Origin of the sequence: Kutzneria sp. 744, assembly GCF_000568255.1 — a bacterium.
In the GTDB taxonomy this organism is placed as follows: Bacteria; Actinomycetota; Actinomycetes; order Mycobacteriales; family Pseudonocardiaceae; genus Kutzneria.
Genome location: NZ_KK037166.1, coordinates 4,283,308 through 4,297,447, shown reverse-complemented (window position 1 = coordinate 4,297,447; position 14,140 = coordinate 4,283,308). Strand labels below are relative to the sequence as shown.

Genomic DNA, 14,140 nt, shown 5'->3' with positions numbered 1-14,140 from the left:
TACTCAGTGGTACAGTCGCGGGATGAGCGAGGCGGGACGGGCAGCGCCCTCGGGCGCGCGGGCGGACGGCAAGCGCAAGGCCATCGTGGAGGCGGCCCTGCTGGCCTTCTTGGCTGACGGCTTCGACGTGAGCATGGACCGGATCGCGGCGGCGGCCGGCGTCTCCAAGGTCACCGTGTACAACCACTTCGACAGCAAGGAGAACCTGTTCCGGGCGGTGGTGTCCGGGCAGCTGCACAACGCGCTGTCGGTGGTGGAGCAGCTGGTGGAGTCCCGCCTCGGCGACTCCGAGGACGTGCGCACCGAGCTGGTCAAGGCCTGTCGGGCCTGGGTGACGGCGCTGACCCTGCCGGACATGATGGCGCTGCGCAACCTGGTCGTCGGCGAGTCCAAGCGGTTCCCGGAGCTGGGGGAGACCTGGCTGGAGCACGGCCCGAACCGCCTGCACGAGGTGTTCGTGACCGCGCTGACCAGGCTCAACCAGCGCGGCGTGCTGGACATCCCCGACGTCGAGCTGGCGGTCCTCCAGCTCTCGGGCCTCGTGCTTTCCCCGAACCTGGTGTACGGCGCCTACGGCCGCACGCCGGGCAAGAAGCTGGCGGACCGCCTGATCGTCGCCGGCGTGGACATGTTCCTCGGCTACTACGGGACCGACTGAAGCCGGCCCGGGCGGTGATCGGCGTTGACGGGCTTGTGTCCTAGAAACCGAAGATCGCCTGGGCGTTGGTGTCCAGGATCGCCGTCGCCTGCTCGGCCGTCACGGTCTTGGTGACGTAGTCGATGGCCTCCTGGTACTCCTCCTTGGCCTGGTAAGGAAAGTCCGTGCCGAGCACGAGGCGGTCGGCGCCGAAGGTGTCGACGGCGGCCCGCAGCGCCGGGGCGTGGTCGTGCCCGACGGTGTCGAACCACATCCGGCCGGCGGCCACGCTCGGCAGCTCCGGCGTGCCGGGGGCCTCCCAGGGCACCTGGTGGTCGGTGCGGTTGAGCAGCATCGGCAGCGCGCCGCCCAGGTGCGAGACGATGATCTTCAGGTCGGGGTGGCGGCTGGGGATGCCGGCCAGGATCAGGTGCATGATCGCGACGGTGTCCTCGATGGGCGCCCCGATCGACCAGGTCAGGTTGTGGCCGGCGATGAGCTCGGCCCCGGCGCCCTCGCCGGCCGGGTGCACGTACAGCACGCTGCCGCGGCGGTCGAGCTCCTCGTACAGCGGGTCGAACAGGGGATCGCCGAGGCCGCGGCCGAGCACGGACGTAGTGACGGCGGCGCCGACCATGCCGAGGTCGTCCAGGGCGCGGGTGAGCTCCTTGAGCGAGGCGTCGACGTGCGGCAGGGGCAGGGCGGCAAAGGCGCGGAACCGCTCGGGGTGCTTGGCCACGATGCCGGCGTACTCGTCGTTGACCAGCCGTGCGGCGCGGACGGCGGCGGCCTCGTCGGCCAGGTGCGGCGAGACGGGCGTGACCGACAGCACCTGCCGGTCGACGCCGGCCGCGTCGAGCTGGGCGAACCGGTCGGCCAGTTCCTGGTCCGCCGATCCGGCGCCGAGGCCCCGCTGTGCCTGCGTGGGCACGCCCAGTTCGGTCATCAGGTCCAGGTAGCTCTCGCTCCACAGGTGGGCGTGCACGTCGATACGCATCTCGGGGCCTCCACTCAAATGAACTGATACGTACAGTTCACTTACCTTCGTCACGGTACGCTCCCCGATGGTGCTGTCAAGTGGGGGGAGCAGACGTGACCAACGCTCGCGTGCAGACGGTCGTGGACACGGTGTTCGGGCACGAGCTGTCCGATCCGTACCGGTGGATGGAAGAGGGTCCTGAGCTCCGGGAATGGCTCCTGGCCCAAGGCGCGAAGACCAAGGAGCACCTCACCGGGCTGCCGCTGCGGGCGGAACTGCTGGCGCGGCTGGACGAAGTCACCCGGGACACCGTCGAGGTCACCGCCTTCGCCATGGCCGGCGACCGCGTGTTCTTCCTGCGCCAGACCGGCGCGGTGCCGGTGCTGGTGGTCCGCGAGGGCGGCGAGGAGCGGGTGCTGCTCGATCCGGCCACGATCGCGGGCGACGAGCACAGCACCCTCGAATTCTTCGACCCGAGTCCGGACGGCCGCCTGGTCGCCTGCGGCCTGGCCCAGGGCGGCTCCGAGCAGTGCCAGGTGCACGTGCTGGACGTGGCCACCGGCGACCTCACCCCGACCGAGATCACGCATTCGCTCCAGGGCCACCCGACCTGGCTGCCCGACGGCTCGGGTTTCTTCTGCCACCGCCGCCCGGCGCCCGATCCGGCCGTGCCGGCCGACCGGCGGCGCGACAACAGCGCGACCTGGTTCCAGTCGATCGGCGGCGGCGAACCGACGATCACGTTGCGGCGCGGTCACAATCCGACGCTACCGTTGTCGCCGATCGACCGCGCCTTCGTGCTGGCGCCCTCGGACACCGAGCTGGCGTTCGCGCTGATCTCGCACGCCGCCTCCGGTGGCTCGCTGTCCGAGGAACTGTCCGAGTTCTCCTTGTACGCCACCGATCGCGCCGGCCTGGCCGACCCGACCGCCTGCGTGTGGCGCAAGATCATCGATCCGGCCGACGAGGTCACTGGCTACGCGATCCACGGCGACACGATCTACGTCGTCACGCACAAGAACGCCCCGCGGTCCGAGGTGCAGGCGTGGTCGCTGACCGACGGCACGCGCCGGACCGTGGTGCCCGGCGGCGACCGGGCTGTGATGGGCGTCAAGGTCGTCGGCGATCACCTGCTGATCCGCGACATCGACGCCGGAACCGCCCGCATGCGGCGAATTCCGTTGGCCGGCGGGGACATCGAGGAGATCCCGCTGCCGACCGGCGGCACCATCGCGCAGTGGACGGCCCACCCCGACGGCAAGTCGGCGCTGATCGTGTTCAGCTCGTGGACGCAGCCGCCGACCGCCTACCGGTACGACGGCGAGTTGCGCGACACCGGCTGGATCCCGCGCTCTCCGGTGGATTTCTCCGACATCGAGGTCACCCAGCTGCGCGCCCCGGCCCGTGACGGCGTGCTGGTGCCGCTGACTGTGTTGCACCGCAAGGGACTTGCGCTCGACGGCACCAATCCGACTATGATGACCGGCTACGGCTCGTACGGGTTCGTGCTGCGCCGGGCGTTCAACCCGCGGCTGCTGCCATGGCTGGAGCGCGGCGGCGTGTACGCGTTGGCCGGCCTGCGCGGCGGTGGCGACCACGGCCACGAGTGGCACGCGGCGGGACGCCTGCTGAACAAGGAAAACACCATCACCGACTTCATCGACTGCGCCGAATACCTGGTCGACACCGGCTACACCAGCCCGCAGCGGCTGGCCGGCGAGGGCGCCAGCGCCGGCGGCATCCCCACCGGCGGCGCGCTCGTACGCCGGCCGGACCTGTTCGCGGCCATGGTGTCGCAGGTCCCGGTGTTCAACATGACCCGGATGGAGTTCAGCGAGAACGGCCCGATCAACGCGCCGGAGTTCGGCACCCAGACCACCGAGGAGGGCCTGCGGGCGCTGCTCATCGTGGACAGCTACCTGCGTGTCGTCGACGGCGTCGAGTACCCGGCCGTGCTGATCACCGCCGGCCTGAACGACCCGCGCGTAGCGGCGTGGCAGCCGGCCAAGATGGCCGCCCGCCTCCAGGCCGCGACCGCGTCCGACCGGCCGGTGCTGATCCGCGTGGAGCAGCACGGCGGCCACGGCCTCGGGTCGACCCGCGACCAGCGCAACGCCGTGATGGCCGACATCTTCGCCTTCCTGGCGGCCGAACTCGAGCCGTGACCGCTCAGTGCGCCGCGAGCCAGGCGTTCTGGGCGGCGAGCTCGCGGGTGGCCACGGTGATGGGGAACGCCGTGAAGCCGTGCACGGCCTCGGCGACAACCTCCACCTCGCAGGGGTTTCCGGCGGCCTGCCAGCGTGCGGACATGAACAGGGTGTCGTCGAGCAGCGGATCGTTGCCGCCCACGACAAAACGAGCCGCGGGCAGGTCGTGGAGGTCGGCGTACAGCGGGGAGATGTCCGGCGCGTGCAGCTCGGCCTCGGACAGCCCCGGGAACGACTGCGCCCGGAACCAGCGCTCGGAAAGCGTTCCGGTGACCAGGTTCTGCTCGCCGTAGGCCCGGGCACTCGGCGTCAAAGCCATGTCGTAGACGCCGTACGACAGGTGGGCGGCGCTGAATGCCCGGTGCTGGCCGGATTCCCTCAGCCCCAGCAACACCTGCACCGCCAACTCGGCGCCGGCGGACTCGCCGCCGAGCAGCAGCCTGGAGGTGCCGAACTCGGTGGCAGAGGTGGAAACCAGCCATCGCGCGGCGTCGACGCAGTCGTGCACGGCGGCGGGGTGAGGGTGTTCGGGGGCCAGGCGGTAGTCGACGGACACGACCGCCAGCCCGGTCTCCTCGGCCAGGGCCCACAGCCGGACGTCCTGGTTGCGCGCGGAGCCGAGGACCCGGCCGCCCGGGTGCATGTGCAGGTAGACGCCGCGGACCTCGGCCGGCGTGAACACCCGCACGGCCACGTCGCCGTCGCGGCCGGGCACCACCCGGTCCACGCCTTCGTCCAGGACCTTCGGCGGCGGGAAGACGCCGAAACCGGCCCGGACCTGGGCGATGTCGTCCACTTCGTACACCGGCGGCACCGTGGCCAGGGTCGCGGCCAGCCGCCGGTTGAAGGCGACGGTCTCCTCGGCCACATCCTGGCCCGTGGTCACGATCGACATCCGCCCAGTATCGCGCGGGTCCCGCTCAGCATCACACCGAACCGTCGACTCAACTCGTGGGCGCGATCGGCGGTTTCTGCCTACCGTGTGGACAGCAGCACGAACCGACAGGAGAACCATGTCCGCCACCTCGCCGCGGGTCGACTTCTACTTCGATCCCGCCTGCCCGTTCGCGTGGATCACGTCCCGCTGGATCCTGGAGGTCGAGCAGCACCGCGACATCGACCTGCACTTCCGGGTGATGAGCCTGTCGGTGCTCAACGAGCACCGCGAGATCGAGCCGTGGTACCGCGAGTTCTGCGACCGGGCCTGGGGTCCCGTGCGGGTCTGCATCGCCGCCGCCCAGCAGCATGGCGACGACGTGCTGCGTGACCTGTACACCTCGCTCGGCACGCGGATCCACAATGGCGGCAACAAGGACTACGACGCCGTCATCGCCGAGGCCCTGGCCGAGGTCGGCCTGCCCGCCGAGCTCGCCGCCGCCGCGCACAGCACCGACTTCGACGAGGAGCTGCGCAAGAGCCACCACCGCGGCATGGACCCCGTCGGCGACGAGGTCGGCACCCCGACCATCCACATCGACGAGGTCGCCTACTTCGGCCCCGTCCTGGCCTCCATCCCCCGCGGCGAGCGCGCCGCCGAGCTCTTCGACGCGGCTCGCGTCCTGGCCGGCTTCCCGCACTTCTTCGAGCTCAAGCGCAGCCGCAACGCCGACCTCGACTTCAGCTGACCCGTGCAGGCCCGAACGGCCGCCCGCGGTGGGCGGCCGTTCTTGCTTCCCGGTAATGATCCCTTTGTCCGTTTCCCCAGCTAGTGGCCACAAATTCGATCGCCGGCCCGAGTAACGCGGCCGCCCGCGTCCTCGATACGGGCGACAAGGTGGGCTACCAGCTCAAGGGGAGAAAACGACATATGCGCACGCGCGCTGTCGCAGCGATGGTGGCTGCGGTTCTGGGCACGTCAACACTGGTCGCGACGGGCGTCGCGGCCGCGGACACCGGGCCCGATCTGTGGGTGATACCGCTGCAGAACTGCTCGGACCAGGGGCCGGGCACGGTCGCGGCGCCGTTCTGCACGGTGCAGCGGGCGGCCGAGGTGGCAGAGGCCGGCGACACGGTGCACGTGACGGCGGGCGACTGGGGCGAACTGGATGTCACGCACTCGGGTCGGCCGGGCGCGCCGATCACGTTCCTGGCCGACCAGAACAACGGCTTCCTCGGGCCCTTCCAGCTGGGAGTCGACCGGAACAACGGCGTGCAGCAGCACGCCGTCGCCATGCACGGCGTGCACGACATCGTGGTGCGCGGCAACTTCCAGGCCACGGGCCTGTCGTCGGCGGTGCTGATCGACAACTCCACCGACGTCACCGTGGACGGTATGACGGTCTACGGCAACGGCAGCCCGCCGCCGGCCAGCGACGGCATCGACATCACCGGCGCGAGCGCCCGGATCACCCTGAGCCGCAACGACATCGAGCACCGTGGCGCGGCCGGCATCGCCGTCGGGGCCGGTGTCACCGGCGCCGTCGTCACCACCAACGTGCTCGCCAACAACGCCGGCCCCGGCATCCAGGTCACCGACTCGGCGGCCGCGGTCATCACCTCGAACACCGTGCTGACCAACTGCCCGGTCGGCATCTCGCTGACCGGCGCCTCGGCCGGCGCGTCCATCCAGAACAACGTGCTGAGCGGCAACGGCGTGAACCGGTCGGCCTGCAAGACGGGCAGCTTCGCCGAGCTCTCGGTGGCCGCGACGGCCACGGCCGGCACGACCGCCGCGTACAACCTGTTCGGACCGGCCGCGAAGACCCCGTACCGCTGGGCCGACACGACCTACGCCGACCCGGCCGCCTTCGCCGCCGGCACCGGGCAGGGCGCGCACGACCTGGTCGGCGACCCGATGACCACACACCCCAAGGCCTGGACCGTGCAGAACGGCTCGCCGGTGATCGACTCGGCCAACGACACCGCCCCCGGCGAGCTGGCCAGCGACCTCACGCACTCGCCGCGGGTGGACGACCCGCTGGTCGCCGGCATCGGCACGCACGACCGAGGGGCCGTCGAGCTGCCGGACCCGTTCGCCATCACCCAGTTGACGGTGACCCCGGACCAGGGCCCGCACCCGCTGCCGGTGACCGCGTCGGTCCAGGTCAGCAACCCCTGGTCCACGCCGCTGTCCTACACCTACGACTTCCAGGACGGCAGCCCGGTCGTCACCACCGACACATCCGTCACCCACGTCTACCAGCAGCGCAGCGGCGCCTACCCGTACCTCGTCTCCGTGACGGCGACCGCGCCCTCCGGCGTCGCCGTCCACGACACGGGTCAGGCCCTGGTGACCGACCCGGCGCCGGAGGTCGCCCGGCTGAGCGCCTTCCAGGACGAACCGCTGAGGGTCATCACCGACGCGTCGGCCTCGACGGACGCGTGAAAGATCACCGACTACATCGTCGACTACGGCGACGGCACCGCGCCGGTCGATTCCAGCAGCGCCAACAGCAGCCACTCCTACCTGAACCCCGGCGTCTACACGGTCGCGCTGACCATCAAGGACTCGACCGGCGCCACCGCACACACCACCCAGCGGGTGACCATCGGCGGCCTGTACAACCCGGTCGCCCCGACCCGGCTGCTCGACACCCGCGACGGTGGCACGCTCGTCAACGGCGGCCAGCTGAACCTGAAGATCGCCGGCACGCACGGTGTCGCGGCCACCGGCGTCACGGCGGCCGTGCTCAACGTGACCGCCACCAACCCGACCGCCGACAGCTTCCTCACCGTCTTCCCGCACGGACAGCCGGAGCCCAGCACCTCCAATCTCAACTTCGACGCCGGCCGGACGGTGCCGAACCTGGTGACCGTGCCGGTCGGCGCCGACGGCTCCATCGACATCGCCAACCGCTTCGGCTCCGTCGACGTGATCGTGGACCTCGAGGGCTACTACAGCGATCGGTTCCCGGGCGGTAACCAGTACGCCTACATCCCCGGCACGCCGACCCGGGCACTCGACACCCGCACCGACGGCGGCTCTATCGGCCCTGACGGCACGCGCGTGCTCAGCCTGTTCGGCAAGCTACCGGCCTCTGCGAGCACCATCGGAGCGGTGGTGCTCAACGTGACGGTGACCAACCCGACCGCCGGCAGCGTGCTCACCGCGTACCCGGACGGCACGCCGCTGCCCGGCGCCTCCAACCTCAACTTCACCGCCGGGCAGACCACCTCCAACCTGGTGGTGGTCGGCGTGAGCGCGGACGGCAAGGTCGACCTGCACAACCTCGCCGGCAACGCCGACGTCGTCGTCGACTACGTCGGCGCGTACGCCCTGACCAACCCGCCGACCGTGATCGGGATGCCGTTCGTGCCGCTGGCCCCGGCCCGGCTGCTCGACACCCGCGACGTCGGCGGCCCGGTCGGCCCCGGCCAGACCCGGTCGCTGCACGTCGCCGGGGTCGGCGGCGTGCCGGCCGACGCGACCGCCGTGGTCCTGAACGTCACCGTGGCCGACGGCACCTCGGACAGCTTCCTCACGGTGTTCCCCGGCGGCACGGCCCAGCCCGGAGTGTCCAACCTGAACTTCGGCGCCGGCAAGATCATCCAGAACCAGGTGGTCGTGCCGGTCGGGGCGAACGGCGACATCGACTTCTCCAACCTGGCCGGCAACGTCGACGTGATCGCCGACGTCTTCGGCTACTTCTCGCACTGACCTCCACTCCCGCCGGTGACGCCGTCGTCCGACGCCGCCTCTGGACAGCCCCCGATCGAGCCGTCGTTCCCACCCACTGGACCAGGCTCGGTTCGGGGGCTGCTCAGGCAGCCTGACCTGCCGGAATGCGTGCGCGGCCGGGCACGAAGCCCCGCCCACTCGGTAAACTCCACTGCCGTGAGCGAGCCCACCCGGCAGCGGACGCTGTGGCAGCGCGGCATCGCCGCCCCCATCCGCGCGTTCCTGCGCACGGAGTCGGCCAGCGCGGGCGTGCTGGTGGCCGCGATCGTCGTGGCGCTGCTGTGGTCCAACGTGGACACCAGCTCGTACGAGTCGTTCTGGCACATCACGTTGTCGGTGCGGCTGGGCGGTATGGAGGTCGTCGAGGACCTGCGGGAGTGGGTGAACAGCGGCCTGATGACGCTGTTCTTCCTCGTCGTCGGCCTCGAAGCCCGCCGCGAGTTCGACCTGGGCGACTTCCGTGACCGGCGCCGGTTCCTGCTGCCGTTCAGCGCGGGCCTGGTCGGCCTGGCGCTGCCGGCGCTGATCTACACAGTGGTCAACCTCGGCGGGCCGGGCGCGCACGGCTGGGGCGTCGCGATGTCCACCGACACCGCCCTAGCCCTCGGCCTGCTCACCCTGCTCGGCCGCGGCGTGCCGGACCGCGTGCGGGTCTTCCTCCTCACCGTTTTTGTCGTGGACGACCTCGTCTCGTTGCTGGTGATCGCCATCGCCTACAGCGAGCAGATCAGCGTCCTGCCGCTGATCATCGCCGTGCTGGTGTTCGTCGTCCTGGTCGTCCTCCGCGTGATCGGTGTGCGCAGCGGCGTCGTGCACGCCCTGCTCGGTGTCATCTCCTGGCTCGCGCTGCTGGAAAGCGGCGTCGACCCCGTGGTTGTCGGCCTCGGCGTCGGCCTCGCGACGTCGGCCTACACGCCGGCCCGCGACGACCTCGAACGGGCCACCGGCCTGTTCCGGCTGTTCCGCGAGCAGCCCACTGCCGAGCTGGCGCGGGAGGCCACCACCGGCCTGAACCGGAGCCTGTCGCCCAACTCCCGGCTGCAGAACATGTTCCACCCGTGGACGAGCTACGTCATCGTGCCGCTGTTCGGCCTGGCCAACGCCGGTGTCGCCATCGACGGCGGCTTCCTGGCCCGCGCCTACACCTCGCCGGTGACGCTCGGCATCATCCTCGGCTACGTCGTCGGCAAGCCCGTGGCCGTCGTCGGCACCACCTGGCTGATCACCCGCTCCAGCCGCGGCCGCATCCGGCCGCCGGTCGGCTGGCTGGCGGTCGCCGGCAGCGGTACCATCGCCGGCATCGGCTTCACCGTCTCCCTGCTCATCGCCACGCTGGCCCTGCGGGGCCAGGAGCTCGACCAGGCCAAGGTCGGCGTGCTCTCCGCGGTCCTCCTCTCATCCGGTGTCACCTGGGCCGTCTACCACACGACCCGCTACCTCTCGCCCAAGAAGAAGGCGCTGGCCCTGCTCGGCACCTCCGAGCAGCTCATCGACCTCGTCGACGAGGTCGACCCGACCCGCGACCACATCCGTGGGCCCGCGGACGCCTCGGTCACCGTCGTCGAGTACGGCGACTTCGAGTGCCCCTACTGCGGTCTGGCCGAACCCGTCGTGCGCGACCTCCTCACCGACACCGATCTTCGTTACGTGTGGCGGCATCTGCCGCTCACCGACGTCCACCCCCGCGCCGAACTCGCCGCCGAGGCTTCGGAGGCCGCCGCCGCCCAGGGCGCCTTCTGGCCCATGCACGACCTGCTCATGCAGCGTCAGGACAACCTCCGTGTCACGGATCTCCTTTCCTACGCCGAGGAACTCGGCCTCGACCGCGAGCGCTTCCACGACGACCTCAAGCGCCACCAGCACGAGGCCCGCATCGCCCAGGACGTCCAGTCCGCCGACCTCAGCGGCGTCTCCGGCACCCCCACCTTCTTCATCAACGGCCAGCGCCACTACGGCGCGTTCGACCTCGAAACCCTCTCCGCCGCGGTCAAGACCGCCCGAGCGAGGGCCGTGATCGAGCGCCACCAGGCGCGTAGCGCGTAGCCGTCACGCGTCGATCAGCTCAGCCGGCCGAACACCAAACTGACCCACAGCCATGCGTCGTACACGAACATAAGCGCGAAGATCCCGATGGCCAGGGGGATCCGCCGCCGGGCGAAACCCGCGATCATCAGGCCGAGCCCGATCGGGATGAACGGAATCGTCAGCACCAGGACCGTGCACACCAGGACTTCCAGCGCTCCCAACACCACGCAGGCGATGACGAACAGCCGCCGTTGCCGGAGGAACATCGGCAACACCAGCACGACCGCGATGCCGGCGGGGACGAAGTACGTGTCCACCGGATCGGCCGTGTACGGCGCGAACCCCATGGCCTGGGCTCGGACGTATGCGAGCACATCTCCGGCGGCCAGCGAGAGCACCGCCGGCGCGATGTTGATCAGTGGCAGCAGGCTTTGCCGCCAGGACACCCTGTCGTCCGTCGAAACCCCGTAGTCCGTCGAAACCCTGTCGTCCGCAGAAACGCTGTCGTCCATCGAACCCCCCGGTTTGAGCGACTGCTCAAACCGTAGCGTGAATTGAGCGATCGCTCAAGCCCGTGGAAATCAGATTGCCTCCGTTGTCTAGCCTCGATGAATGGGGCGGACCGTGGTGACGACGTCGATCCCGTACGTGAACGGGACACCGCACATCGGGCACGCGCTGGAGCTGGTGCAGGCGGATGTGCTTGCCCGGCACCGGAGACAGCGCGGCGACGAGGTGTGGGCACAGACCGGGACGGACGACAACGCGCTGAAGAACGTGCGCAGCGCGGAAGCCGAGGGCATCCCGGTCGCGGACTACGTGGCCCGCATGGCGGATCGTTTTGTCGCACTGGGGGAGGGGTTGGACCTCTCCTTCGACGACTTCGTGCGCACCAGCACCGATTCACGCCACCGGCCTGTCGTCGAGCGGCTGTGGCGAGCCTGCGAGCGCAGCGGCGACCTGTACCGCAAGTCGTACACGGGCCTGTACTGCGTCGGCTGCGAGGCGTTCGTCGAGGGCGACTGCCCGGAGCACGAGGAGAAACCGGAGCTGGTGTCCGAGGACAACTGGTTCTTCCGGCTCAGCCGCTACCAGGACCGGCTGGTCGAGCTGATCGGGACCGATGTCATCGAGATCGTGCCCGCGACACGGAAGCGAGAGGTGCTCGCCTTCATCGCCGGCGGACTCGGCGACTTCAGTGTCAGCAGGAGTGTTTCTCGGGCTCGTGGCTGGGGAATCCCCGTGCCCGGCGATCCGGGCCAGGTGGTCTACGTCTGGTTCGACGCCCTCGTCAACTATCTCACCGGAGCCGGTGATCGTTGGCGCGACAGCGAACGCGTCCATGTGATCGGCAAGGGCATCATTCGCTTCCACGCCGTCTACTGGCCAGCCATGCTCCTCTCCGCCGGTCTGGAACTGCCGTCCCGGGTGCTGGTGCACGAGTACCTTACCGCGAATGGACGCAAGATCGGGAAGTCGCTGGGCAATGCGGCCGATCCTCTAGGCGTGGCAACACAATTCGGCTCCGACGCGCTGCGTTGGTGGCTGCTGTCGGACGTCGCCCGAACCGGCGACACCGACTACTCGGACGGCCGGTTGGAGACCCGGCTGAACGAGGACCTGGCCAACAATCTCGGCAACCTGGTCAACCGTACGGTGGCCATGGTGAGGAGGTGTCGAGATGGTGTCGTTCCTGTTGTGCAACAAGGGAATCCGACAGCGGAGAACCTGCGGGCGGCGCGGCGGGAGGCGGCCGGGGCGATCGACACCGCGCTGCGGGCCTTCGACTTCCGGCGGGCGGTCGAGGCCGTGCTGCGCATCGGCGACGAGGCCAATCGTTTCGTTCAGGTCACAAAACCCTGGCAGCTCAACCGAAATTCGGCGGAGCTGGACGCGGTGCTGGCCGAGCTGGTCGCGGCGTGCCGGGACATCGCGGAGCACCTGACACCGTTCCTGCCGGCTGCTGCCCGCCGCATCGCCGAGCAGTGCGGCGGCGCGGTTGTGCCCACGCCCAGCCCGGTGTTCCCGAGAAGTGTCAGACCCCGGCCCTAGCATCCTCGGCATGGACATCGACTACGCCACACCGGGTGTGTTCACCACCGTGGCCCCGAAGCAGGTCCCGCTGACCAAGGGCCTGCCCGAGGATCCGATCGGCATCTGCGCCGCGGTGCAGCAGCTGTTCATCCAGCCGACGGACGCGCCGGCCGCGGGCGTGCCCGAGGGACGGTTGGCCGAGCGGAACATCCGCCCGGCCAACGCCCTCATCGACGCGCTGACGGCGATCGACCCGGCGCCGCTGGACGTGCCGAGGTCGCCGGACAAACGCGTGGTCGGCACCTGTCGGCACTGGTCGACCCTGGCCACGGCGCTGTTACGGCAACGGGGGATCGCCGCGCGGGCCCGCTGCGGCTTCGGCACGTACTTCGAGGAGGGCAAGAACCTCGACCACTGGGTCATCGAGTACCGCCGGGACGGCCGGTGGGCGCGGGTGGACGTCGAGCACCTGCACCGGCCGTACGTGCCGAGGTCCGAGGACATGCCGGCCGGCGCCTTCCTGACCGGCGGCGAGGCCTGGCAGTGGTACCGCACCGGCGAGGTCGACGGCAAGCTGTTCGGTGTCGCGGGCGTCGATTTCGCCTGGGGCGTCGGGGAGATCCGCGGCAACCTGATCCGCGACCTGGCCGCCATGGTGAAGATCGAGACCCTGCCCTGGGACGAGTGGGGGCGCATGGAAGCCTCCTACCAGGGCCGCACCGGCGAGGAGTTCGACCAGCTCATGGATCGGATCGCCGACGCGTGCGGGGCCGACGACCCCGCCGCCATCGGGGCGGTCTACGCCGCCGAGGACCTGGCCGTTCCCGAGGAGGTGACGCGATAACTCTTGGTGGACAAGTAAATCCGCGGGAGGCCCGGCGGGACCGGCCACCCCCGGCCGGCCCCGCCCGCTGTCGTCAGCGGCGCACCCGGTAGGTGAGGTGGGTGACGCCCTTGCCCTCGACCACGGTCGGGCCGTCCAGCTGCACCGGGCTTTTCGCCAGCTCGCCGAAGAACGGGATGCCCTTGCCCAGCAGCACGGGCACGAGGTCGACCTGTACGGCGTCGAGCAGCCCGGCGTCCAGGCACTGCCGCACGACGGTGGGGCTGGCGACGGCCACGTTCTTGTCGCCGGCGGCGGCCTTGGCCTTGGCGACGGCGCTCTCGATGCCGTCGGTGACGAAGGTGAACGGGGCCTCGGGGTGGGCCCAGTCGGTGGGCTCGCGGTGGGTCACGACGAACACCGGCACGCCCATCGGGTGCAGGCCGTTCCAGCCGTTGGTGAGGTCGAACAGCCGGCGGCCGCCGATCAGCGCGCCGATGGTGGCCAGGCCGTGCCGCAGCACGCCGGCACTGGCCTCGGAGGTGCGGAAGGTGGCCCACTCGACGGCGGTCGGCACGGTCACGTCGCCGCTGCCGTACCAGCCGAAGACCTGCTCGATGCCGTCGTTGGTGTCGGCGATGAAACCGTCGAGCGACATGGACATGTTGGCGATGACCTCGGACATCTCGTGCTCCCTGAGTCGGTGTGTCGTTGCTGGTCAAAGCCTCGCCGGTGGAGGTGGCCGAGAGATCTGCCAGGTGGCCGACATGGCCGTTCGGGGTGGCCGATATCGCCGCGCCTGGCAGGATGACCAGCC

Annotated in this window: 12 protein-coding genes and 1 pseudogene; 9 read left to right on the top strand and 4 right to left on the bottom strand. The window is 70.2% G+C overall.

Going from position 1 to position 14,140, the window contains the following annotated elements; all coding sequences use genetic code 11:
- Positions 1–22: 22 nt before the first annotated feature.
- Positions 23–658: a TetR/AcrR family transcriptional regulator gene (locus KUTG_RS19340; RefSeq protein WP_043718636.1), complete on the top strand. Its 636-nt coding sequence runs from the start codon at positions 23–25 to the stop codon at positions 656–658.
- 40 nt (positions 659–698) lie between these two features.
- Here KUTG_RS19340 and KUTG_RS19335 read toward each other — a convergent pair whose 3' ends face one another.
- Positions 699–1,634, bottom strand: a complete 936-nt coding sequence (locus KUTG_RS19335; protein WP_043718633.1) for an amidohydrolase family protein — start codon at positions 1,632–1,634, stop codon at positions 699–701.
- Between the two features lie 95 nt (positions 1,635–1,729).
- Here KUTG_RS19335 and KUTG_RS19330 point away from each other — a divergent pair, with 95 nt between their 5' ends.
- Complete coding sequence (locus KUTG_RS19330) at positions 1,730–3,781, top strand: prolyl oligopeptidase family serine peptidase (protein ID WP_157494636.1); 2,052 nt, start codon at positions 1,730–1,732, stop codon at positions 3,779–3,781.
- 4 nt (positions 3,782–3,785) lie between these two features.
- Here KUTG_RS19330 and KUTG_RS19325 read toward each other — a convergent pair whose 3' ends face one another.
- Positions 3,786–4,718: an alpha/beta hydrolase gene (locus tag KUTG_RS19325; protein WP_043718629.1), complete on the bottom strand. Its 933-nt coding sequence runs from the start codon at positions 4,716–4,718 to the stop codon at positions 3,786–3,788.
- Positions 4,719–4,836: 118 nt separating this feature from the next.
- Here KUTG_RS19325 and KUTG_RS19320 point away from each other — a divergent pair, with 118 nt between their 5' ends.
- The 5 genes and pseudogenes from KUTG_RS19320 to nhaA all read left to right on the top strand — a co-directional run bounded on the left by KUTG_RS19320 (position 4,837) and on the right by nhaA (position 10,484).
- A complete protein-coding gene (locus tag KUTG_RS19320) occupies positions 4,837–5,448 on the top strand; it encodes a mycothiol-dependent nitroreductase Rv2466c family protein (protein ID WP_043718627.1) in 612 nt (203 codons plus the stop codon).
- A gap of 206 nt (positions 5,449–5,654) precedes the next feature.
- Positions 5,655–7,148, top strand: coding sequence for a right-handed parallel beta-helix repeat-containing protein (locus tag KUTG_RS19315; RefSeq protein WP_043718626.1), 1,494 nt, complete (start codon positions 5,655–5,657; stop codon positions 7,146–7,148).
- 3 nt (positions 7,149–7,151) lie between these two features.
- A pseudogene (locus KUTG_RS66285) lies at positions 7,152–7,298 on the top strand (PKD domain-containing protein); the annotation flags it as partial.
- Between the two features lie 6 nt (positions 7,299–7,304).
- Complete coding sequence (locus KUTG_RS19310; protein ID WP_043718624.1) at positions 7,305–8,420, top strand: hypothetical protein; 1,116 nt, start codon at positions 7,305–7,307, stop codon at positions 8,418–8,420.
- A 177-nt stretch (positions 8,421–8,597) separates the two neighbouring features.
- The gene (gene nhaA / locus KUTG_RS19305) at positions 8,598–10,484 is read left to right on the top strand and encodes a Na+/H+ antiporter NhaA (protein ID WP_043718622.1); all 1,887 of its coding nucleotides are present in this window, start codon (positions 8,598–8,600) and stop codon (positions 10,482–10,484) included.
- 14 nt (positions 10,485–10,498) lie between these two features.
- On the opposite strand, the gene KUTG_RS19300 is transcribed toward nhaA, so the two are convergent.
- A complete protein-coding gene (locus KUTG_RS19300; protein ID WP_157494635.1) occupies positions 10,499–10,912 on the bottom strand; it encodes a hypothetical protein in 414 nt (137 codons plus the stop codon).
- 166 nt (positions 10,913–11,078) lie between these two features.
- Between KUTG_RS19300 and metG the strand changes: the two genes are divergently transcribed.
- Together metG and KUTG_RS19290 are read left to right on the top strand one after the other, a co-directional pair.
- Positions 11,079–12,518, top strand: a complete 1,440-nt coding sequence (gene metG, locus KUTG_RS19295) for a methionine--tRNA ligase (protein WP_043718618.1) — start codon at positions 11,079–11,081, stop codon at positions 12,516–12,518.
- Between the two features lie 10 nt (positions 12,519–12,528).
- Complete coding sequence (locus KUTG_RS19290; protein WP_043718616.1) at positions 12,529–13,344, top strand: transglutaminase domain-containing protein; 816 nt, start codon at positions 12,529–12,531, stop codon at positions 13,342–13,344.
- Positions 13,345–13,417: 73 nt separating this feature from the next.
- Here the strand turns inward: KUTG_RS19290 and KUTG_RS19285 are convergent, their stop codons facing one another.
- Positions 13,418–14,008 carry a dihydrofolate reductase family protein gene (locus KUTG_RS19285; protein WP_043718614.1) on the bottom strand — a complete coding sequence of 197 codons (591 nt, stop codon included), beginning with the start codon at positions 14,006–14,008 and terminating at the stop codon, positions 13,418–13,420.
- Between the last annotated feature and the right edge of the window lie 132 nt (positions 14,009–14,140).